The following is a 21825-nucleotide window of genomic DNA, read 5'->3' on the forward strand; positions in this document are numbered from 1 at the left end:
TCTATAGGTAAGAGCTGAGTGGAGTCACATTTCACCTTAAAATCTGGTGAGTGGGGATAAAGTGAACATACTCAACCATGCCTGACGAAAAGATTTTAATGCAACCTGGCACACTGTGGGATAGCGTGAAAAAACAGACGCACCATGCTTTAGAATGCGGTGCGCTGCTATCCATACCGACAGAATTTGAGTTTGTCGAACAGGATGGGGTGCAATTTTTGGTGCGAATTTTATCTAATCTTGTCCGTAAAGATACTGCTAAAAAACAACAAGACAAGCAAACCCAATCCGGTGGTAAAGAGTTTAATCCCTTCTTACCCTATGAACAAGATTTATTTGTCGCTGATATCTCAGAGACTCATGTCTGTATATTGAATAAATTCAACGTCGTTGACTATCACTTATTAATTATTACCCGCGCTTTTGAAGAGCAAGAAAGCTTACTCACCCTGGCAGATTTTGCCGCTATGTGGGCTTGTTTAGCGGGGATGGATGGTTTAGCTTTCTATAACGCAGGTAAAAATGCAGGCGCAAGTCAACGACATAAACACTTACAGTTAGTACCCCTACCCCTCACCCCTTCAGGAATCAAAACACCTATAGAACCGCTTCTAGCTGAGGCTAAATTTGCAGGTGAAATTGGCACTATTCCTGGATTACCGTTTATACACGGCTTTGCTAAGTTAAATCCAGAGTGGGTAGAATCTCCCTTGACAGGTGCTAAGGCAACTTTAGAGATTTATCAAAACTCACTACAAGCTGTAGGTTTAGGTGCAATTGATGGTGATAGACAATCGGGAGCTTATAACTTACTAGCAACACGAGAATGGATGCTCATCGTACCGCGATCGCAAGAACATTTTCAATCAATTTCTGTGAACTCATTAGGCTTCGCCGGTGCGATGCTGGTGAGAAACGCATCTGAAATGGAACTTCTCAAACATCAAACCCCAATGAGTATTCTGAAAAATGTGGCAAAAAAATTATAGTTTGTAGTCAGGACTTTCATCCTAACTACAAAACATTAAACCTGGCGTTACTTAGTTGATTAATTGAGAAAGTTGTTTCTTTCTACCCCAAAATAAACCCAGTCCCACAATCGACAAACCCAGCAGAGAACCTGGTTCTGGAACACGAGTATAGTTTACAGATTGAGTTGCAGTTGCATCAGCATTGAGAAAATTCTCGCTAAATACAGAAAATTGATTTGGCACTACATATTGCAAACCTAATCCCTGTCCCTTGGGAATGTTGCCAGAAAAGTCCGTTAAAACTGCGGCGATAGGATCATCAGCTTCCGTAAAAGTTAGGCCATTGTAGTTAGCAAAAATCTTTAAACCTTCTGAAACTTCTACCAATTGATCAGCCGCCGCCGCTTGATCAAAGGAAAAATAGCCTGTGAGAGTCTGATCAGCGTTAGAGAAATTATAGGTGATGTTTGCAGCTTGGGCGGGTGTCATTTCTCCCAAGGTAAACATGAGAGTCGTCCCGGCTGTAGCAACTGCTAGCTTTTTGAGGATGGAGTTAATCATTTTTTTCCTTGGTGAAAGAAGAATTTTTTCATTAGGGGTGTAAGGGTGTAGGGGTGTAAGGGTGTAGGGGTTTAAGGGTTTAAGGGTTTAAGGGCGTAGGGGTTTAAGGGTGTAGGGGTTTAAGGGTTTAAGGTTGTAGAGGTTGAAAGTTTTGAGTGGGGTTTGAGTCCCCGTCCAACACGGTTCGGTTGCCCCAAGGAGCAGTGCTTTTAACCTAATGCTTAGGTTAGGCTGCTCTTCTTCCCCCTATACCCCTATACCCCTATATTTACGAAGCTTGGCTAGTCAAAGCAGTTTTCATCGCCTGGAAAATGTGGCTTTGGTCAACTACACCCCTCACACCTGGAACGGTGTAAGTATTGCCAGTGCTATCTGTAAAATTCACACTCTGTCCCAAGGAGCGTGTGAGAGCAGAAGAATAAGCTCCTTGGAAATAAACCGGTACAGGACGATTAGTGTGACTGCCCCAAAGGTATTTTTGAGTAGGATCAGAACCCCAGAAGTGACCAGCTTCTTGAGGATTGTGTTTGTTGTAGGTGGCTTCTTTAGCGTTGTACTTCAAGCCTCTAGCTAAATTAGGATTAGCGTTAGGAGTCAGCTTAGATACAAAGTCATTGTTAAGAGTTAGATAGTGGTCATGGTCAGCTGTGACGATGAGTAAATTCTTGCTCCAACCACCATTTTGATTAATCCAAGTGATGACTTCTTGAACTGCTTTGTCGAAGTCATTGACTGCACCGATGAGGTTATCCATGTTGTCGTCATGGGCTGCCCAATCGATATCACCACCTTCTACCATCAGCCAAAAGCCGTCTTGATCTTTACCCAGAACCTTTAAAGCGGCTTTGGTTAAATCAGCTAATGTGGGGTTTTCGTTAATTTCTCTAGCAACAAAACTAGCGTCTGTTTCTCCCAGAGCTAGAGGACGGACTGTATCTGGGTTGGGGCCACTAACTGGATTACCATTAGCGTCTAAAACCGGAACACACTCACTAATAGAACCAGGAATGATTTTCCCTGATGGACAGGTAGCGGGAGTTCCACCCCTAACAACGGAGCTATAAATGGAGAAGTTATCTAAACCTGTGGTGCTGTAGTCACCCTTAGAGGAACTTGTAGGAAGATTTCCGTTTTGACCACGCGCGCCGTATAAACCAAAGAGTTTACCGCCTTGATTGGGGTCAACGTTAGCAGCAGTATTTAATAGGGTTTGAGTAGCGTTTGTCCCACGTTCTAAGAAGGTGTAACCGTAGCGATTGGATGTAGGACTTGGATTATTTTTCAGGTATTCGTAGGAGTCCTTAGTGATGTATGTATAGTCATAAGCCGGACTGACACCTGTTCTATTTTGCATATCTAGGGGATGACCACCACCTAACAGCACATTGGGTTGGAAGTCCAACAATGTCTGCTGCAAAATACTGTCTTGGTTAGTTTTGTTGGGATCGTAAACACTATCATATTTACTACGACGGTTAACGTAAGAAGCGGCTGCTCCTGGTGTAGCGTGAGTAATGGGTACAGAGGTTACTAATCCTGTGGCTTTGCCCTGTTCTTTGGCAATTTCCAAGATGGTTTTCAATTTTTTCTCGTATACATCTACCCCCATTGCGTTGTTATAGCTTTTCACACCAGTGTATAGAGTTGTGGCGGTGTTGGCAGAGTCGGGATAGCTGTATTTGATGTACTCTTTGTTGTAACTACCAGGATTAGCCGGAGATAAAGGAATCCAAGGAGCAGGGCCGCCTTGGCTGACATCGTAACCAACTAAGTTGCCAGGTTGTGAGCTATTACCATCGGCGCGATCGCCTGGATTCAAAGGAGTGGGTTGGAAGGAGAAACCAGGGCGAACATTACTAGAGCCTGTGACGGAATTAGATCCATCTAAAGCCGAGTTACCAGTGAAGTGTGTTTGATTGGTGGGATTAGCTGGTGTGCTGGCTTGAATGGTTGTGCCGTAAGTTGTTACCAATCCATACCCTGCGAGATTTTGGAAGCTCAAACCAGAGCCTTTCCCACTAGTATAAAAAGGCGCGCCTTTGGCTAAAGCTGCGGTTCTAGCCATGTTCCAGCCCATACCATCACCAATCATGATGATAACGTTAATACCATTGCCAGCAGCTAAGGCAGATTCAATGCCGGGATTGCCAAACACCAAAAAAATGGCACAAAAAAGGCTCGTCATAGCGAGTGATAGGACTCGCCTGTACTTTTCTAAGTATGAAATCATTGCAGTATGTCTGGGAATAATTTAAATGAGTGCGACACCGATTCTGATACCAATTCCAATTTCAAACAGTGAGACTTAGCAAAGCTTTTAGCGTTTGCTGTTCTCCCTGCCTCCTTCCCCCCTGCCTCTTCAGGTGAATTGGTATTAAATACGAAATTTGAAATGACGGTGATAGTCACACCAATTCACTAAAATCATGAAACAAAGCCAAATTCATAAACCCTTACAAAACATGGATTTATTCATTTTGAATTTTGAATTTTGAATTTTGAATTGGTATCACTCATCACTGTTTTGATATATTGCTTTTTTTGGGAATAATTGTATTTGGTTAAATCTTAATTATTGATAGAAATTGGGTTCTTCGTGGCTATAGTAAAAGTCTGGATGACCGAAGTCTAAAGATTGTGCCTGAATCTGATTTTGAGTTGGTACTGAAGCGGTAACTGGTTGTTGGTTTGGTGTAGCGAAGGAAAATATGATCGTTGCCATTAAACCAAAGATAAAACCAGTTAATACACGCCAATGACGTTTCAGTAATGAAATCATCGCACTAGCTCCTCTAAAGTGGGAAATAATAGCTTTTCTGCTTGCTGGCGATCGCCATCAATACAAGTTTCTGGTGATAAATTACAATTACAGTTGATGTCTGTAATTTGACCGCGCAAACACTGCACACTTTGAATCACTAAATAAGCAGCAAATGTGGCTATCAGCACCGCCACAATTAAACTAATCACCCCATCCGCCCAAGTCCAATTTAACCAGATGACGGCGATCGCCGCTAAAACTGCCCCCACAGAACTGGCTACATCCGCTAACAAATGCAGTAAAGCTCCTCTGATGTTGAGGTCATGGTGACTACATCTGTGTAAACACTTGGCATTAAAACCGTTAACAAGTAAACCAATTAGGGCAGTTGTTAACATGGGTACACCATGAATCTCTATGGTAGGAGATTGTAAACGCACCAGAGCTTCTTGAATGATCCAGCCCGCAACTGCTGCTAGGCTCAGTCCATTAATCAAGGCTGCTAGGACTTCCAATCGATAGCGTCCCAGGATCTTGCGTTGGGATATAGATTGAGATAACCAGGCTGCGATGAGTGCTAAACCTAATGCGGCTACATCAGCAAAAATGTGTTCAGCATCTGCTAACAGAGATAAGCTATGACTCCAAAGTCCCGCCCCTAGTTCTATACAGAAAAAAACGCTCAATAAAACTAAAGCAGTCCAAAGAGCCTGCACTTTCTGTTGCGCTGGAGTTGATGACATTGCAACTGACTCTCTCAATTGATTGGTGCTGGACTCAAATTTTGAGCGTTTCATTGAATGCCCTTGTGCCGATAGCACTATTCTAAATCCCTGAATACCTGTACATTCCTGGTAAAATCTACCAGATACAAGGTTAACAGTTATGTAAGTGAAGTTTAATACGAGATAAAATTTCAGTATTTACCGAAAATTAAAATGGTTATCATCTTCATTTTGATACCAGCTTACTGATGAAACAGCCCGAAAAACCCACCAAGCCGTAGGGTTTTGGGTGTCAAAGGAATCTTGTCTTGGGAAAAAAATAGTTTAGTGAGGTGTGTCAGAAAGAATATTTTCGTTGTGTAATAAGGTTTCCTCGCACTGACGCACCCTACATCAAAAAGGATAGGATGGGGAAAAGCTGAAGTTTTGTGCTATCAATCACTGTTTTGTTGAATCATGACTACTCTGCAAGTTGCTTCTTCCCTGACTACTATTGCCCAACAAACCCGCCAAGCTGCTAGTAAATTGGCGATTCTTTCGACTGAGGCAAAAAATCAAGCGATCGCCTCTGTTGCCCAAGCGTTAGAATCAGCCAAGGATGAAATTGTGTCAGCGAATATTGCTGATTGTGAAGCAGCGACGGCTGCGGGTATCGCCAAGCCTCTCTATAAAAGGTTGCAGTTGGATGAACATAAGTTAAGAGATGCGATCGCAGGGGTGCGGGATGTTGGTAAGCTAGCTGATCCTGTGGGACAGGTGCAGATTCACCGAGAATTAGATAACGGCTTGGTTTTGAAGCGGGTGACTTGTCCTTTGGGTGTGTTGGGGATTATTTTTGAAGCGCGTCCAGAGGCGGCAATTCAAATTGTCTCGTTGGCAATTAAATCTGGTAATGGTGTGATTCTCAAATGTGGGAAGGAAGCTGTACGCTCTTGTGAGGCGATAGTTAAAGCCATTAAACAAGGTTTATCAACAACAGATGTGAGTCCTGATGTGGTGCAATTACTCACAACTAGAGAGGAAACTTTAGAACTTTTAAAGTTAGATAAATATGTAGATTTAATTATTCCTAGAGGTTCTAATTCTTTTGTCAGGTTTGTGCAAGAAAATACTCGCATTCCTGTACTTGGTCACGCTGATGGGATTTGTCATTTATATGTAGATCAAGCGGCTGATATTAATAAGGCTGTGCAGATTGCGGTTGATGCCAAAATTCAATATGCGGCAGCTTGTAATGCCATTGAAACTATGTTAGTGCATCAAGCGATCGCACCGGAATTTTTACCGCAAGTTGCCGCCGCTTTGCAAGCAGTGGATGTGGAATTACGCGGTGATCAACGGACTTTAGAAGTATTACCTGATATTGCCCCTGCCGTTGATGCTGATTGGGAAACAGAGTACAGTGATTTGATTTTAGCGGTGAAAGTTGTAGACTCTTTAGAAGCTGCGATCGCTCACATTAATGAATATGGTTCTCGTCATACTGATGCGATTGTCACAGAAGATTTAGCAACGGTAGAAACGTTTTTTGGACTAGTTAATTCTGCCGGAGTTTTTCATAATTGTTCCACTCGCTTTGCTGATGGTTTCCGTTATGGTTTTGGTGCGGAAGTAGGGATTAGCACTCAACAAATGCCGCCCCGTGGCCCTGTTGGGTTGGAAGGTTTAGTTACATATAAATATCAATTAACTGGTGATGGACATATTGTTGCTACCTACACCGGCGCAAATGCTAAGGCCTTTACTCATAGAGATTTAGAGTAAATCTCAGCAAATCCAGCATTCTGTCTCACGTTAATTGGGTGGAAAGCTATTAGTCTGCCAAACATTGGGTGAGGGTATAGGGGTGTGAGGGTGTAGCTGTTTATAACCCTTACACCCCCGTACCCTCATACCCTTACACCCCTTCTTAACAGATAACCTCTTTGCGTAAGTCCTGTAAGTATAATTATCATTGTCTCTGAAAAAGCTACTTGCTAAAACTGAAAAAATGCTGTTCAAGTAGCATATTTATGAGAATTATAGAATACACTCCTAATAAACTCACCATACATAGTTCAGCTTTAAAAAATTGGATAATTGGCAGTATTATTACATCTCTGGGAATTGCTATTCCTGTATTATACGCCGGTAAAACCATACATAGTTTTAATTGCAATAGGGACAAAAATGTAAATGGGGGAATTTGCCGAATTCAAGAGATAGATAAATGGGGAACAAAGACACGAAAGACGGTAGTAATGAATGAGTTAAAGGGAGCTAATTTAGAGATTAAAAATTATAGAGTGCGTAGCGGCAGAAGAGTTCAGTACAATCTTAATCTCCTAACTAAAAGTGGGAATATACATTTTACTAGTAGTAATGATAGAGAAGATATATCTAGTTTAGTTAACCAAATAAATGATTTTATTAATCGTCCTCAAGCATCTAAGTTACAGGTTAAAAACGTTATAGATGAAACAATAGCAATGTACCTAATTGGAGGATTATTATTGATTTATGGTATATATTCCATATTTACAGATGATATTATGTGTAGCTTTGACAAAGCCAGTGGAGAGTTCTTGATTAGGAGAAAGGGTATACTTGGTGAGAGAATGCAATGTGGAGAAAATATTAACATTTTTGACATTCGTGTAGAGCAAAAGAGTAGTTCGCGCAATAGAAAAACTGGTAAAGTGGAAATCACCTACAAACTCAATCTTATACTTAAATCAGGGGAAAGTCTGCTGTTACATAGTGGTGGTTCTAGTCACCAAAAATACATGGAGATTGAAAAAAATATCCGCCAAATAGTTGATATTTAATCACTAAGATATGTTATTTATCAGTTAGGTAGGCTGTGTCAATGTGAGAGTAACTGCTTGTACTCGAAAATGATTCATGCTGATGCACCCTAAATTTTGAATATTTTTTATCTCGAAGTTACTAAGCGATCGCAAAGTCAGTATACTGTCTGACGTTAACTGGGTGAAAAGCTAGAACAATTTTATCTTTCGGAATACCAGCACTGACAAGTTCATTCGCAATTCCGGTTTCAGTACCGTCTCTTTGAATCCAAACCTTATCATTGATAATATCGATGTGAATCAGACAACCATGTACACGTTGTTTATTTTCCCATCCTAGTGTGAGGAGTAAATAATGGTTAGCGTTTTCATCAATAATTAGCTGTCTTTCTAGTTGTCCGTAAGCATAAGGAAGTTGAGAGTATTCGGTTAATATTGTGCGGATAATTTGGCTGTAATTAGTTAAGGTATCCATTCAGTGATTACCTCTAGTTCTGAATTAAATATGAGTAAACAAAGCCGTTGATTTTCTATCAATATTTTACCTATTGGTTCTTGAAACAACTCCGAATAAGTTTCCTGTCGAATAGCAAGATACAAACAACGCTCCGGTTCTAAACGACTAAGAATATCGTAGTATAAAATATATTGACCCAAAGCATTTTCTAAGTCAGCTACTGGAGAAGTGCCAATAAAGCTTTTAACTTCTACTGCAATTTTTTCTCCGCTTTTTTCTGCTGCTATTAGCTTTTCTGCACCTAAATCAACATATAAATCTCTTGTACCCCATCTTAAAATAAATGGATCATTGGTAATTTGCCAGTTATCTTTTTCTAGGGCTTTTCTGACAGCATCGTGATATCTATCTTTAGCGGGCATAGTAGATTGTATTTAAACTAAAGCCTTTAACAAAGCCTGAAGCTTGAGTTGCACTTCTGCAAATTCGCGTTCAGGATCAGAACCGGCGACGATACCAGCACCAGCGTAAAGTCTAGCGCGATCGCCGTCAATTAGAGCCGAACGAATACCCACAATAAATTCACAGTTACCTTGGGAGTCTACCCAACCTAAAGGCGCAGCATATAAACCTCTTTCAAAGTTTTCATAATGGCGAATCTCTGCACAGGCGACATCTCTAGCTGCACCGGCGACGGCTGGTGTAGGGTGTAATTGGGCAACAATTTTTAAAGGATGCACATTAGCCGGAACAATCGCTCTAATTGGTGTCCAGAGGTGCTGAATGTTAGATAATTGTCTCAGGCGTGGTGCTAAAACTTGGGGTAATAAACCTAACTGTGTGAGGCGTTGAGTAATGAAATTCATGACAAGTAAATGTTCATGTCTTTCTTTTTCGCTGTTAAGTAGGCGATTTGCATTAGCTGCATCTTCTGCTGGAGTTTTCCCTCTGGGTGCAGAACCCGCCAATGCGTCAGTAATTAATTGTTGATGATGAATACTAATTAATCTTTCGGGACTCGCACCAATAAAACTTTGTCCTTTGCCGTTACTGGTAGAAAAGATATAACAATTAGGGTGAGTTTTTCGCAGATTATTTAAGGAATTAAATAAATTAAAATTCTGATTGGAATTTACATCTAAAACATCTGCTAAAACAATCTTGCTCAGATGACTAGAGTTAATTTTTTCTAAGACTGATATTACAGAACTTTTAAAAGTTTCTGTGTTTTTGACGGGCTTGTGGGTGAAAATTGCAGGAAAATAATCTTTTGTGGGCGTATGATGCTTTAAAGAACGGATATTTTCTATTTTATGGCTAATTTTCTGTAAAAATAACTGAATATTAAAATTATCATTGATAACAGTATTAATTACTAAATTACATTGCTCATCTTTGACAGAAATTTGCCAACGTGGTAAGAAAACTGTCGCCGCAGGAAAAGGGTAATCATCTGTATAGTGTTGATCAAAAAAGCTAAAGTAGCAAAAAAAGTGCGGGCCTGTAAAATCTGCGTTTGTCTCACCAAACGTCATGATGTTTTTCAGGTGAGATTGAATAAAATACTCAGCTTGATGAAATCTGTCTTTACCATTAATCTGGATTTTCTTCACCGCGTCGATAGCTGCGATCGCCTCGCCTTTGCTTTTATTCTCAAAGTAAAAATTTATTTCATTTGCTTGCGCTAATTTATCTAATACTATCAAAGGATCTACCAAATCAATTGATAGAGAAATGCTGACAATTTGCCCACAATTATTTTTGAGGCAATTTTCTTGAACATCTGACAAAAATTGGTAGAGGTCTTTTTGTTTTACAGCAAAGCTACTACGACATGGTGAAACTGTCATAAATCTAGAAATAGTAAATTTTTTTTAAGTTATCTTCCTAAAGTGTAATTAAACATGGTCGTATTTCTACAGGTAGCATATTCAGTCACCATTTCACCAGAGTATGACTTGCTTTGTTTTTGGTGTTCCCCAACCCTGATCAGGGAGGCTGATTCTTTGTCTACCAATAAAAAAATGTAAAATTTGCCACCTGGAGGTTAAAGAGTTGTAACATATTACTCAGTTCTTGAGTGAGTAGATAGCTAACTTTCAATTAATACACTGAACTAAAGAGAAAGTATATTACGTATCACTCAGACTAAATAAATTATGAGTAAATTCTTGATAGTTTAAATAATCAGGACTGATGACTACAAAACAAATTTCCCGTCCCAAGAGTAAATTATGGATGGCGGCAATTAAACCGCCGATGTACAGCGTGGCTATTATGCCAATTTGGGTTGGAACGTCTGTAGCATTTGCAGAGACTAAAAGTTTTAATGTAGGAATATTTTCTACTTTTGTTTTAGCCGCAATTTTAATTCTGGCATGGGAAAATATCAGTAATGATGTGTTTGATGCAGAGACAGGTATTGATATAAATAAACACCACTCGCTGGTGAATTTAACTGGTAAGAAGAATTTAGTATTTTGGTTGGGAAACCTGTGTTTAATAGCAGGTTTGTTGGGGATATTAGCGATCGCCATTTGGCAACAAGATCCCACAGTCATCGGCATAATTCTCCTATGCTGCTGTTTAGGCTATATGTACCAAGGGCCGCCCTTCCGTCTAGGATACCAAGGTTTAGGTGAAATTCTTTGCTTTTTTGCCTTTGGGCCTTTGGGTATCACTGCCGCCTACTACAGTCAAACCAAAACTTGGTCATTCACTGGTTTAGCTGTTTCCATTATTGTAGGGATTGTCACCAGTTTGATTTTATATTGCTCACACTTTCACCAAGTTAAAGACGACATCGCCGCCGGTAAAAAATCGCCCATTGTGCGTTTAGGTACAGCCAGAGGTGCGAAAGTCCTGACTTGGTTTACAGCTAGCATTTACCCATTCACCGCACTGTTTGTATTATTGGGAATTTTCCCCGTGTGGACGTTTCTTAGCTGGCTAAGTCTTCCCTACGCCTTCAAATTGTGTCGCCATGTCCAAGAAAATCATGACTACCCCGAAAAAGTCAGCAATTGTAAATTCATCGCCGTAGCCGTACATTTTTGGAGTTGCTTGTTATTAGGTGTAGGATTTGCGATCGCAGGGTTTTGAGAAGGTAGAGGGCAGGGGGCAAGGGTGAAGTTATTACGCAGTTTCCAACACTATGTACCAATTTGAATTTCGTACAATATCTCGGAAATTTGCGCGATCGCTGGTTACTAGTCACGGCATTTGGGATACTCGCGAAGCCATTATTCTCCGGCTGTGTGATGTCAATGGGAATGTCGGCTGGGGCGAAATCGCACCCATTAGTTGGTTTGGTTCGGAAACTCTCGAACAAGCTTTAGATTTCTGTCACCAACTCCCCCCAGAAATTACAGCCACAACAATTTTCTCTATCCCCGATAATTTACCCGCTTGTCAATTTGGCTTTGAATCAGCATTTGAGGGACTGGGGACTGGGGATTGGGGACTGGGAACTGGGGACAAGGTAGACTCTATTTCTCATTCCCAATGCCCTATTCCCAATGCCCCATTCCCAATGCCCCATTCCCAATACAGTGCCTTACTCCCCGCCGGGGAAGCAGCGTTAAATCAATGGCAAACTCTTTGGCGGGAAGGATATCGCACGTTTAAATGGAAAATTGGCGTAGATGATATTAGTCAGGAACTACAAATATTTGATTTACTGACACAAGCTTTACCCAACTCTGCCAAACTGCGTTTAGATGCTAACGGTGGCTTGAATTATGAACAGGCACAATTATGGTTAGAAACTTGTGATCATTTGCGAAAACATCCCCAATCCCAGGTTGAAATTGAATTTATTGAACAACCGTTAGCTGTAACAGATTTTTTTCAGATGGTGGCATTGAGTCAATCTTATGACACTGCGATCGCCCTAGATGAATCCGTCGCCACACTCCAACAATTGAAGACTTGTTATGAACAAGGTTGGCGAGGAATATTTGTGATTAAACCAGCCATTGCGGGTTATCCTTCACGCCTGCGAAAATTTTGCCAACAGCATGAAATTGACGCAGTATTTTCATCGGTATTTGAAACTGCGATCGCTAGACTTGCTGCACTCAAATTAGCAGCAGAATTATCTCACAAAAACAGGGCTGTTGGTTTTGGCATCAATCACTTTTTTACCCAAGCAGAATATGAACCTTGGCTACAAAATTTCTTTTCAAAAACTAATTCACCATGATTTGCTCATTGGTGAAGACAACCAAGAACTCCGGCGAATCGCTACCAAAATTCATATCGAACTCACCCAATTATCTCAGCCTCATCACCCATTAAAAATCATCATAGCTGAACGCGAACCAGTCAAATTTTTAGCCAGTTTCATCGCTGCCCATGCAGCAAACTGTCAAGTCTTTTTATGTAATCCCGATTGGGGAAAACAAGAATGGGATCAAGTATTTACCCTAGTCAAACCCGACATTATCTTAGCCACAGAAACTTTACCCAACTTCTCCCATGCCCAATTCCCCATTCCCTATGCCCCATGCCCAATTCCCCATTCCCTAATCATGATTCCCACCGGTGGTTCATCGGGACAAATTAAATTTGCGATGCACACTTGGGAAACTCTCACAGCGTCAGTGCAGGGATTTCAAGAATATTTTCAGCTAAAACAAATTAATTCATTTTGTATTTTACCCTTATATCACGTTAGCGGTTTCATGCAATTTATGCGTGCCGTGATTACTGGTGGTAAACTCGTGATTCTTTCCTTCAAATCAATAGAACTAGCCCCCAATTACCAAATTAATCCTCAAGAATTTTTTATATCTTTAGTACCGACACAATTACAAAGACTGCTACAAAATCAAGAATTAACTACATGGCTAGCTAAATTCCAAACTGTTCTTTTAGGTGGTGCGCCTGCGTGGGAGGAATTATTAGCAAAAGCTAAATTTCACAGTATCCGTTTAGCACCAACCTATGGCATGACAGAAACAGCTTCTCAAATTGTTACACTTAAACCTGATGATTTTCTAAATGGTAAGATTAGTAGTGGTCAAATTCTCCCCCATGCTCAAGTTAAGATTCGCAACAATCAAGGAGAAGTTTTACCAGCTAATCAAATAGGCAATATCACCATTCAAGCTAAGTCTTTATCCCTGGGTTACTACCCCAATTTTTGGCATGATCAAGATAATTTTGCTGTAGATGATTTAGGCTGTTTGGATGAACAAGGTTATTTAAAAATAGTAGGACGTGATAGCGATAAAATTATCTCCGGTGGAGAAAACATTTATCCTATAGAAATCGAGTCAGCTATCCTACAAACACAAATGGTTAATGATGTGTGTGTAATTGGTGTGCCTGATCAAGATTGGGGACAAGCATTAACAGCAATTTATGTTCCTCAAAATTCAGAAATTAGTACGGAAGATATGAAAACCGCACTCAAAAATCAACTCAGCAAATTTAAAATCCCTAAACACTGGATTCCTCTGGAAACTTTACCCCGTAACACCCAAGGTAAAATTAATCGTCAAACATTACAAATAATAGCTACAGAATTTTTGCGAACCCATAAGGTTGATGAAGATTTGTGACATCTGGCAGACTTGATGACGTTATGAAATAACTTCTCTCGCTTTTCTTCTTTCTGCTTCTTCTATTTCTCGGCGATTTCTTTCTAACCAATGGATAATATTAGTTGGTAATGCTTGCTTATTGCGGGTATTGGCATCAATACAAACGTGGCGAGTTATTGCCTTAGCCACTACTACCTCAGATGAGAAAATTTCATAGTTAATTTCAAACTTTTCTGTCCCGATTTTTTGGGGCATTAAATTTACTAATAATTTGTCTCCACAAAATATAGGACGCAAAAAATCAACGTTAGCGTGAACTATGGGGAAACCCACTTGAGGGTGAGTAAAAAAGTCTTTAAGATTGATTCCTGATTTGTTCAGGGATTCCTCATAGGCTTCGTGACAAATACTCAGGAGATTGGCGAAGTAGACTACACCTGCTGCATCTGTATCTTGAAAGCGAACAGTGCGATGATAACTAAAAGACATAAATAAATTTCAACAATAAAAAATAGCAGGTATTAAGCCTGCTCTCATGGTTAATTCTACTGCAACGTCAATACAAATTACTTGATGGGTGAATATATATCTTGAGAAGTAGGGTTGAGGTAGGGACGCTGTAAATCAATGGCATGATCTTGAAAATGTTGCTGAATAGCTTTCATTCTTTCTTCCACAGCATTTTTACCTGTTTGCCAAGCATCTAGCAACGCATTTGCTAAGATTTGACAACGATTCATCCCAAAACTTTCTTGTGCGGTAAATTTTTGAGTTGGTTCTTCTGCTAACCCTAAACCTGGTGCTAGAAATTTGGTAAATAAGGGGATTTCTGGGCGGAAATAAGCTTGATTTTCTTGGTAAACAAATTGCAAAATTTTGTGAATCGCTGGATAGTCGTGACTCTCAAAGTAGAGTACCCCAGCATCATAACGTTCATAGGCACTGGGGTTATAAAGCACTTGAAAGGTAAAAGGAATAGTGTGGGCGTTGAGTTGCTGGGTGAGACTATCCATCAGCGCGATCGCACCATCTGCACTAAAATTAAAATAGATTCTCCCACTGCCTAAATTGACATCTGGATTCCCTTGCTGTTGTCCTACATCACTCACAGCTAAATAATAGCCATTTTGCAAGCGATTATTCGGCATCCAAATTGCGACTGATTCCCCGACTTGGGCAGATTTTCTTCCTGGTTTGAGATGACAATCAGGCTCAATATATAAAGTTAACCCATCTTTAGCCACTGCCATACTACCATCTGGTTCTTTTCGCAGCACTTCCCAACTGGGATCAAAATAACCTTTACCATGATTATTGGCTTGCAGTTGTTCGTAAAATTCCCAGTCAATATCAACAACCGAATTAGTGGCTAAATTGTGAGGTACTTGATAATTATTATTACTACCATCAACAGCTAAACTGTTTTGCAGCGCACCGTTGTAATAGATACCGTAAAGAAAATTTCTTAATAATAAATTGAGATATTTATATTGTAGATCAGGCGAATTTTGTTGAAATCTATCTGCTACTTTTGTTGGCAAAGCAAAGGGCTGATAGTTAGGATGATATATACAAAAGTTTGGCTCAATGTGGATATTGGCAGCAATATCTCTCAATGAATTTATCATTTTTCCAGCAGAGTTAAGTTAACATTCATCAAACGCCCGATCACAAAGGAAAATAGATACTATTTTTATCACCTTCCTCTTGTCTGGTTTAGCAACCACGCAACCGAGTTTTTTCGTAATATAACCGCACTAATTGCTTTTCTTTTTCTGGTTGAGTGACTTTATTCATCTTTGTTACGGAACTGATAATTTCTGATTCCTGAGTTCCTAAGATGCTAACTATAGATTTTTCTGGCATAGTCAGAATATTTTTAGCTAGCTCTAACTTATAAATATCAGAATTATCAAAGTTGTGGCAATTATGAATACTGTCTTGAATCTGGTGAATTAATGCTAATCCGGTAAATTTCATAACCCTGATTAAAAAATCACTACTATATTCCAAAATCATCGGGAAAGCATCAAGATAAGCTTGTAACAAAGCTACCAAGGAAGGTTGGATATCCTCTAAAGGAGTAATGGCTAATTGTAGAGATTCTTCTAATTGTAAAGTTGGGTCTATCACTAAGCTAGAAAGCCAAAGTTTTAAATAACTAGCTATGATGTTACCCAAGTCAAAGGCGGGATCTCCCCATCCGCAGGCTTCCCAATCAATTAATCTAATTAAACAGTTATCTAATTGATCCCATCGGGAATGAATGAGAACATTGTGCAGATGCAAATCATTGTGTGTCAAACAGCAAGGATTCCATTCATAGGCTAAATCAGCAATAGCCGCTTCTAAACTTTCATAACGTTGATAAAGTGTATAAAACTGTAATGATTGGTTGTTAACTTGACCAAAAATTTCTGGTGTAATGGAATCTATCCCTTGGGCTGGGTTGTAAAAGCTATAGCGAAATTGTCCGGCGGGGGCAGTCGCCATAAAATCGCGGTATTCCTTGCGTTGGAAAGTAGCGCGATGGAGGGCTGCTAATGTTGTGCCAATTGCTGAGGCGATTTCTATGGGGAAAATATTGTTTTGTTGATAAAAATTACTTAAATCTAGGTATTCGCTGAGATAACTACGCACTAGGATGGAATTTTCTTCATCAAAATGTAGCACTAAGGGCGCGATCGCAGAAATATTACCTAAGACGGGAAATTGTTGCAGCAGTTGTTGAAACAACCATTCATTAAATAATTCATGGGGAGTTCCATCACTTTTAATATTTTGTTCTTGCTTGACTAGGAGTTGAAGATTATCATCTAAATTCACCACTAAATTCTGATTCTTCTGATTAGCTTTTAGTTCTCTCACAGTCTCGAAACTGCCATTTACCAAGCCACACAGACCTCTAATTTGTAGATACCGGATAACATTACGAGCAGAAAGTGGTGATAACATAAAATGATTTCCTAGTTAGTAAAACCGCCGTAAATCTCTAAATATCGGGCTGACTTTTACTTCAGCAATTAGGGTAGATAACAACAAGTATTCATATATTAATGTTTTTCAATCTATTCCATTAATATCTTATTTGTTAGTTTCTCACCTGCCAAAATGGCAATAATTCGCTTTATTTTTGCTTTATTTTTTGATATTTTCCCTATTGAATCTTTATGGAAAATACGCTGGTTGCTAGAAATCAATAAATAGTATTTTGTTGAATTAATTGAATTGTAAACAATAATTATTGAGCAATAACTATCTTTTTTAGGTCATAAATACTACATTGTTAGCAATACTCGTTTCTGGCTATTTTAAGACCATTAGACTTGAATATCAAGGATAAATTATTGTGGTAGTCATCAAATTATACTTTATACTTATATGTTTTTTGTATTTTATTTTACATAATTACTTTATTTATAATAAATGCTTAAAAAGATTTATTTATATATTTTCAAATTTATTATTCTTGTGTAATTGAGTCATCATCTACTACAAAAACTGTCTCTAGGTAGATGTCAGTAAACACTATTAGTTGCGTATTTCAAAAAGAGTATTTTGTCTTAGAAGGGTAACGTTGCTTCTCTACTAGAGGCAGACTATTATTTTTATCTATCACCGCCAAGTTGCTACAACCGGATATTTTTCCTGAAAAATATTCATCATCCAGTTGCAGTGAGTGTAAATGGTTACTTTGAATACAAAATTGGGGACTGGGTATTGGGGATTGGTGACTGGGGATTGGGGACTGGGAAGATGGGGGAGTGTGGGGGAAAGATTTCTTCCCACACCTCCCACCCCTCCCACCCCTCCCACACTTCCTGCTTGCCCAATGCCCCATGCCCGATACACCATAATTGTCTGATAAACCAATATGGATGTACTATAACAATGTCAACAATTGCTACCTGACAGTCACAAGTTGATTTACCATAACTGTCAGTGCCAACATCCCTAAAATAGTCATGAGGCCTGCTGGCATGAATTTACGTGTTTTAGCTAGTCTCAAAGCAAAGAAAACAACTAAAACAGCCGTAACGCAAGTTGCTAGAATCAAAGCCCAGGCTTGTCCTTGTAATTGTAAGTAGGCAGCTAAAAGTAGTATAAAACCGCTAACTAAACCACTGAAGAGAGAAACTTGACTATGAGCTTGAAAGTAACCAATAATGCCACCAACCATCGCCAACACACCATAGGCGATCGCAGCAATTATACTTGAATTCATGGTTAACCCTTATGTAGATTTTGCCTTTGCTACCCAGTCCAGCAGAAAATTAACCATCAGCTAAATTTAAGCTGTTCTACATTTAATCTATATACAGTCATCCTTAAAAATGCTCAGTTCTTCATTTTGAATTTTGAATTCCTTTGATTGACGGATAACTCAGCTATGCCCACGGCAAGTTCTTCTTCCTATGCCCAGGTTCAACTCCTCCAACGCCAAGCTGCGTCACTTTTACTTTATCAATCAGTCCTGCAAGATGAAGTAGGAATTGCCTTTTTGGAGTTGTTACAAGCCATTCGCTACACCGATGCTGATGCAAGAGGTTGTTTGCAAGCCTATGGTAGTTATTTTCACGCCCTTGCAAATCAACAGCAAACTTGGGAAGACTACCTCATCACTCAAATTCTCATGGCGGAAAATCCCTTCACTCAACTCGCCCAAAAACGAGATTTTGAGGACTTACCCCAAGCTTTAGTCATCGCCGCCCAGCATGATTTACAAATATTACAGAGTTTGTATGAATGCAGTAGTGCAATTTTGAGTGAATGGGTACAAGGTGTAGGGCATTTAGCGGTGTCTCCTGTGGTGTGGTACGTTGAACCAGAAGCAACCGCCACAGGGTTAGTATCGTCTCTGCACCATTGTGATAATTGGGCAGACTTAGTAGAAGAGTTAGCAAATCACTATCGCCAATGTGGTACAGGCTTATTTGCCCAATATCGTGCCTTGCGTTGGCAAGCAGGTGAATTTATCGGCATTCCTCACCCTGATCCCGTGAAGTTACATTACCTAGTTGGGTATGAGTCACAAAAAGATACATTAATTAAAAATACAGAATTTTTATTAGCTGGAGAAGCCGCACTGCACGTATTACTTTATGGGACTCGTGGTGCAGGTAAGTCTTCCTTAGTCAAGGCCTTGTTAAATGAATATAGTCATCGCCACCTGCGTTTATTAGAAGTGACAAAATCACAATTGCAGGATTTACCCACCATTGTCGAACATTTGCGCGACTTGCCCCAGAAATTTATCATCTTTGTCGATGATTTATCCTTTGAAGAAGACGATGACGCATTTAAAGCTTTAAAAGTAGTGCTAGAAGGTAATTTAACAGCTAGACCACAAAACGTAGTTGTGTATGCTACATCTAACCGTCGTCACCTCATTCGGGAGTTCTTCGCCGATAGACCAACACCCAAACAAAACGAAGAAGTCCATGCTTGGGATACCATGCAAGAGAAACTTTCCTTTAGCGATCGCTTTGGTTTAACCTTAACCTTTGAATCCGCCGATCAAAACACATATTTACAAATTATTCAACATCTTGCCGCCCAATCTGGAATTGACATCCCCCAGCAGGATTTAGAATTTCAAGCCTTACAATGGGCTACACGCCATAATGGACGTTCTGGAAGAACAGCAAGACAATTTATCGATTTTCTCAAAGCAGAACTATCACTTTTGGGAGGAAATCCAAAAAACCAAAATTGAGAATTTATCAACTCAACGCCAATACAATTACAGCCATTCGCCAATCTACCATCACCTATCCGCCTTAAAAGTGCTGTTAGCATAGCGCAGCGTTAGCCAATGCTAAATCCTAAATCTTGAGTAAACCCAATCCCCAGTCCCCAATCCCCAGTCCCCGATCCCCAACCCAGCCCTATGCAGTCATCCATGTTCAGCAATCGATTTATATTAGGTATCGTTGCCTTTAGTGTCAGCTTTGGTCTGAGTCTAGTCCCCAAATGGGATTTTAACCAAGCTTTCCTCACAGGGGCAATTACCGTAGTTGCTACCTATGCCGCAGCCTTATTTGTCGATAAGCGACGCAGAACCCATGAACTGCTAGTTTTAGCTTCCTTTCGCAAACGCATTAAAGAAACCGAGGGATTAAAATTTCGCGTAGTTAAAGAAATTGAGCAAATAGAAGCCCATCGTAATTTACTTTACAACGAAACCAAGCAACTACAAAATCACATTCTCGAATGTCGTAACCAAAGAGATAGTTTACACCGAGAATTAGGTAACTTTGCTTCCCAAAGAAAGCAAATAGAAACAGAAGTCACTAACCTAAAAACCGAGATTCAAAATTTAGAAAAAAATCAGTCGGATTTACAGCATTCCATATCGGCACTCATCTCAGAAAAACGCCGTCTAGAATCTAATTACAATGCCTTTCACGCAGAAATTAATCAGTTGCAAACCCACATCCAAGAACTCAGACAAGAAAAACAAGAAATAGACAGTAATATCACACTACTCGGTAGAATTAAACCGCAGCTAGAAGAAAAACTGTATGAATTGCGCTTAGAAATTCAAAAATTAGAGTCAGAAAAAAATCAGCAAAATCAGTTACTCCAAGCCACAACAACTGAGAAAAATGATGTCACAGCCACCATCAATTCCTTACAATCCCAAAAGTTCCAACAACAAGAGCAATTACAGCAATTAAAAAATGAAATCTCCCTACTGCAACAAGAACGAGACTTACTACAAAACCAAGTTTGGGAACTACTCCAGCAAATAGAAACATTTAACCAAGAACCCATCTCTGAAAATTCACAAGAGGAGAATATTGAAATTTTTCCCTTTGCAGACTTATTAGAAACAGGAGAAACATCCGATAACTTACCTGAAATATGGGACAGATTTTTTAATCAATTGCCAGGGCATGAATTCCAAGTATTAAAAGCTATAGCCGAACAAGAAGACCCCTACCCAACTATTAAAAAAATTGCCGAATCTAACATTACCATGCCTAATATATTAATTGACGCTATAAATGAACTAGCTACTGATGTCATCGGTGAATTAATCATTGATACCACAGGAAATAAACTAGAAATTGACCCAGAATATATCCATCATGTCACCCAAATGATCGACCTGTATGAAAACCTCATGGCTAGACACGCCTCATCCAATTAAAAAGTAAAAAATTACAAAATTTACTCTAGAATTAAGACACACCACAATTTATTTTTATTTTTCTGCATTTTGCCTTTTAAATTTTAAATTTTGCCTTGTTCAATCACACGTTGTAAAATAATCGTTATCATAGGCATTGACATCTAAATACAGTAAAGTACATGGCAAAGCTCAAACTCTCGAAAAAAACTTCAACTGCATTAATTAATTCTCTCGGTGCGGGAGTAGTTCCCAGAGTCGGAGTTGAACACATAGCAGTTGGTCGAGAAAAAGAACTTAAAAGCCTATTACAAAACCTTGATGATATTGCTGAAGGTGTCGCCGCATTTCGGTTTATAATTGGTAACTACGGTTCTGGTAAAAGCTTCATGCTGCAAATGCTCCGTAACCGTGCTATTGAGCAAGGTTTTGTGGTTGCTGATGCTGATTTATCTACAGAACGTCGCCTAGCAGGAAGCAACAATGAAGGCTTGGCTACCTATCGAGAATTAATGAGTCATCTCTCTACAAAAACTCGTCCTGATGGGGAGCATTAGTTTCAATATTAGAAGGGTGGATTAATAAAATCCAACAAGAAGTAGCAAAAGAAACTAACTTACATCCCCATGATGAAGGGTTTGATGACCAAGTAGAAGCCAAAATTCGGGAAGTTGTTCAGTACATAGAAGATTTAGTCCATGGTTTTGATTTTGGTACAGTCATTATTTCTTATTGGCGTGGTTATCGGTTAGATAATGATGACTTAAAAAACGCCGCACTGCGTTGGTTAAGAGGGGAATTTAACACCAAAATTGAAGCAAAAGCCGCTTTAGGAGTCCGCGTTATTATTGATGATGATAGCTGGTTTGATTACGTC

At 39.6% G+C, this 21825-nt stretch carries 20 protein-coding genes and 1 pseudogene; 10 read left to right on the top strand and 11 right to left on the bottom strand.

Features of this window, described 5'->3' with window-relative positions:
• Nucleotides 1-77: 77 nt before the first annotated feature.
• Nucleotides 78-989 (top strand): ATP adenylyltransferase family protein, encoded by a 912-nt coding sequence (locus tag CV014_RS26415; RefSeq protein ID WP_236144736.1) that lies wholly within the window; start codon nucleotides 78-80, stop codon nucleotides 987-989.
• Between the two features lie 51 nt (nucleotides 990-1040).
• Here CV014_RS26415 and CV014_RS26420 read toward each other — a convergent pair whose 3' ends face one another.
• The 4 genes from CV014_RS26420 to CV014_RS26435 form a co-directional block, all read right to left on the bottom strand.
• Nucleotides 1041-1532, bottom strand: coding sequence for a PEP-CTERM sorting domain-containing protein (locus tag CV014_RS26420; protein WP_236144737.1), 492 nt, complete (start codon nucleotides 1530-1532; stop codon nucleotides 1041-1043).
• Nucleotides 1533-1800: 268 nt separating this feature from the next.
• A complete protein-coding gene (locus CV014_RS26425; protein ID WP_236144738.1) occupies nucleotides 1801-3717 on the bottom strand; it encodes an alkaline phosphatase in 1917 nt (638 codons plus the stop codon).
• Nucleotides 3718-4104: 387 nt separating this feature from the next.
• Nucleotides 4105-4311, bottom strand: a complete 207-nt coding sequence (locus CV014_RS26430; protein ID WP_236144739.1) for a hypothetical protein — start codon at nucleotides 4309-4311, stop codon at nucleotides 4105-4107.
• Nucleotides 4308-5036 carry a cation diffusion facilitator family transporter gene (locus CV014_RS26435; protein ID WP_236144740.1) on the bottom strand — a complete coding sequence of 243 codons (729 nt, stop codon included), beginning with the start codon at nucleotides 5034-5036 and terminating at the stop codon, nucleotides 4308-4310. Before CV014_RS26435 ends, CV014_RS26430 begins: the two co-directional genes overlap by 4 nt.
• 438 nt (nucleotides 5037-5474) lie before the next feature.
• On the opposite strand from CV014_RS26435, the gene CV014_RS26440 reads away from it, so the two are divergent.
• On the top strand, nucleotides 5475-6782 hold the full coding sequence (locus CV014_RS26440; protein WP_236144741.1) for a glutamate-5-semialdehyde dehydrogenase: 1308 nt from the start codon (nucleotides 5475-5477) through the stop codon (nucleotides 6780-6782).
• A 248-nt stretch (nucleotides 6783-7030) separates the two neighbouring features.
• Entirely contained in the window at nucleotides 7031-7825 is a 795-nt protein-coding gene (locus CV014_RS26445; protein ID WP_236144742.1) for a hypothetical protein, read from the top strand.
• A gap of 121 nt (nucleotides 7826-7946) precedes the next feature.
• Here the strand turns inward: CV014_RS26445 and CV014_RS26450 are convergent, their stop codons facing one another.
• The 3 genes from CV014_RS26450 to CV014_RS26460 are packed head-to-tail and all read right to left on the bottom strand — an operon-like array spanning nucleotide 7947 to nucleotide 10114.
• Nucleotides 7947-8282, bottom strand: coding sequence for a XisI protein (locus tag CV014_RS26450; protein WP_236144743.1), 336 nt, complete (start codon nucleotides 8280-8282; stop codon nucleotides 7947-7949).
• Nucleotides 8270-8686, bottom strand: coding sequence for an element excision factor XisH family protein (locus CV014_RS26455; RefSeq protein WP_236144744.1), 417 nt, complete (start codon nucleotides 8684-8686; stop codon nucleotides 8270-8272). Before CV014_RS26455 ends, CV014_RS26450 begins: the two co-directional genes overlap by 13 nt.
• Before the next feature lie 12 nt (nucleotides 8687-8698).
• Nucleotides 8699-10114 (bottom strand): isochorismate synthase, encoded by a 1416-nt coding sequence (locus CV014_RS26460; protein ID WP_236144745.1) that lies wholly within the window; start codon nucleotides 10112-10114, stop codon nucleotides 8699-8701.
• A gap of 346 nt (nucleotides 10115-10460) precedes the next feature.
• Here CV014_RS26460 and menA point away from each other — a divergent pair, with 346 nt between their 5' ends.
• The 3 genes from menA to CV014_RS26475 are packed head-to-tail and all read left to right on the top strand — an operon-like array spanning nucleotide 10461 to nucleotide 13831.
• Nucleotides 10461-11366 (top strand): 2-carboxy-1,4-naphthoquinone phytyltransferase, encoded by a 906-nt coding sequence (menA, locus tag CV014_RS26465; RefSeq protein ID WP_236144746.1) that lies wholly within the window; start codon nucleotides 10461-10463, stop codon nucleotides 11364-11366.
• Nucleotides 11367-11418: 52 nt separating this feature from the next.
• Nucleotides 11419-12468, top strand: coding sequence for an o-succinylbenzoate synthase (locus CV014_RS26470; protein ID WP_236144747.1), 1050 nt, complete (start codon nucleotides 11419-11421; stop codon nucleotides 12466-12468).
• Nucleotides 12422-13831 (top strand): 2-succinylbenzoate--CoA ligase, encoded by a 1410-nt coding sequence (locus CV014_RS26475; RefSeq protein WP_236144755.1) that lies wholly within the window; start codon nucleotides 12422-12424, stop codon nucleotides 13829-13831. Before CV014_RS26470 ends, CV014_RS26475 begins: the two co-directional genes overlap by 47 nt.
• Before the next feature lie 21 nt (nucleotides 13832-13852).
• Here the strand turns inward: CV014_RS26475 and CV014_RS26480 are convergent, their stop codons facing one another.
• From CV014_RS26480 to CV014_RS26490, 3 genes are all read right to left on the bottom strand, one after another.
• Nucleotides 13853-14302, bottom strand: a complete 450-nt coding sequence (locus CV014_RS26480) for an acyl-CoA thioesterase (protein WP_236144748.1) — start codon at nucleotides 14300-14302, stop codon at nucleotides 13853-13855.
• Nucleotides 14303-14379: 77 nt separating this feature from the next.
• Complete coding sequence (locus CV014_RS26485) at nucleotides 14380-15441, bottom strand: T3SS effector HopA1 family protein (protein ID WP_236144749.1); 1062 nt, start codon at nucleotides 15439-15441, stop codon at nucleotides 14380-14382.
• 88 nt (nucleotides 15442-15529) lie between these two features.
• Nucleotides 15530-16768 (bottom strand): phosphotransferase family protein, encoded by a 1239-nt coding sequence (locus tag CV014_RS26490; protein ID WP_236144750.1) that lies wholly within the window; start codon nucleotides 16766-16768, stop codon nucleotides 15530-15532.
• Between the two features lie 730 nt (nucleotides 16769-17498).
• Between CV014_RS26490 and CV014_RS26495 the strand changes: the two genes are divergently transcribed.
• On the top strand, nucleotides 17499-17678 hold the full coding sequence (locus CV014_RS26495; RefSeq protein ID WP_236144751.1) for a hypothetical protein: 180 nt from the start codon (nucleotides 17499-17501) through the stop codon (nucleotides 17676-17678).
• Between the two features lie 39 nt (nucleotides 17679-17717).
• Here CV014_RS26495 and CV014_RS26500 read toward each other — a convergent pair whose 3' ends face one another.
• Entirely contained in the window at nucleotides 17718-18038 is a 321-nt protein-coding gene (locus CV014_RS26500; protein ID WP_236144752.1) for a TMEM14 family protein, read from the bottom strand.
• A gap of 165 nt (nucleotides 18039-18203) precedes the next feature.
• Between CV014_RS26500 and CV014_RS26505 the strand changes: the two genes are divergently transcribed.
• From CV014_RS26505 to CV014_RS26515, 3 genes and pseudogenes are all read left to right on the top strand, one after another.
• Entirely contained in the window at nucleotides 18204-19529 is a 1326-nt protein-coding gene (locus tag CV014_RS26505; protein ID WP_236144753.1) for an ATP-binding protein, read from the top strand.
• 174 nt (nucleotides 19530-19703) lie between these two features.
• Nucleotides 19704-20969 carry a tellurite resistance TerB C-terminal domain-containing protein gene (locus CV014_RS26510; RefSeq protein ID WP_236144754.1) on the top strand — a complete coding sequence of 422 codons (1266 nt, stop codon included), beginning with the start codon at nucleotides 19704-19706 and terminating at the stop codon, nucleotides 20967-20969.
• Nucleotides 20970-21130: 161 nt separating this feature from the next.
• Nucleotides 21131-21825, top strand: a pseudogene (locus tag CV014_RS26515) (BREX system ATP-binding domain-containing protein); the annotation flags it as partial.

Source organism: Nostoc sp. CMAA1605, assembly GCF_021596505.1.
Classification (GTDB): Bacteria; Cyanobacteriota; Cyanobacteriia; order Cyanobacteriales; family Nostocaceae; genus Trichormus.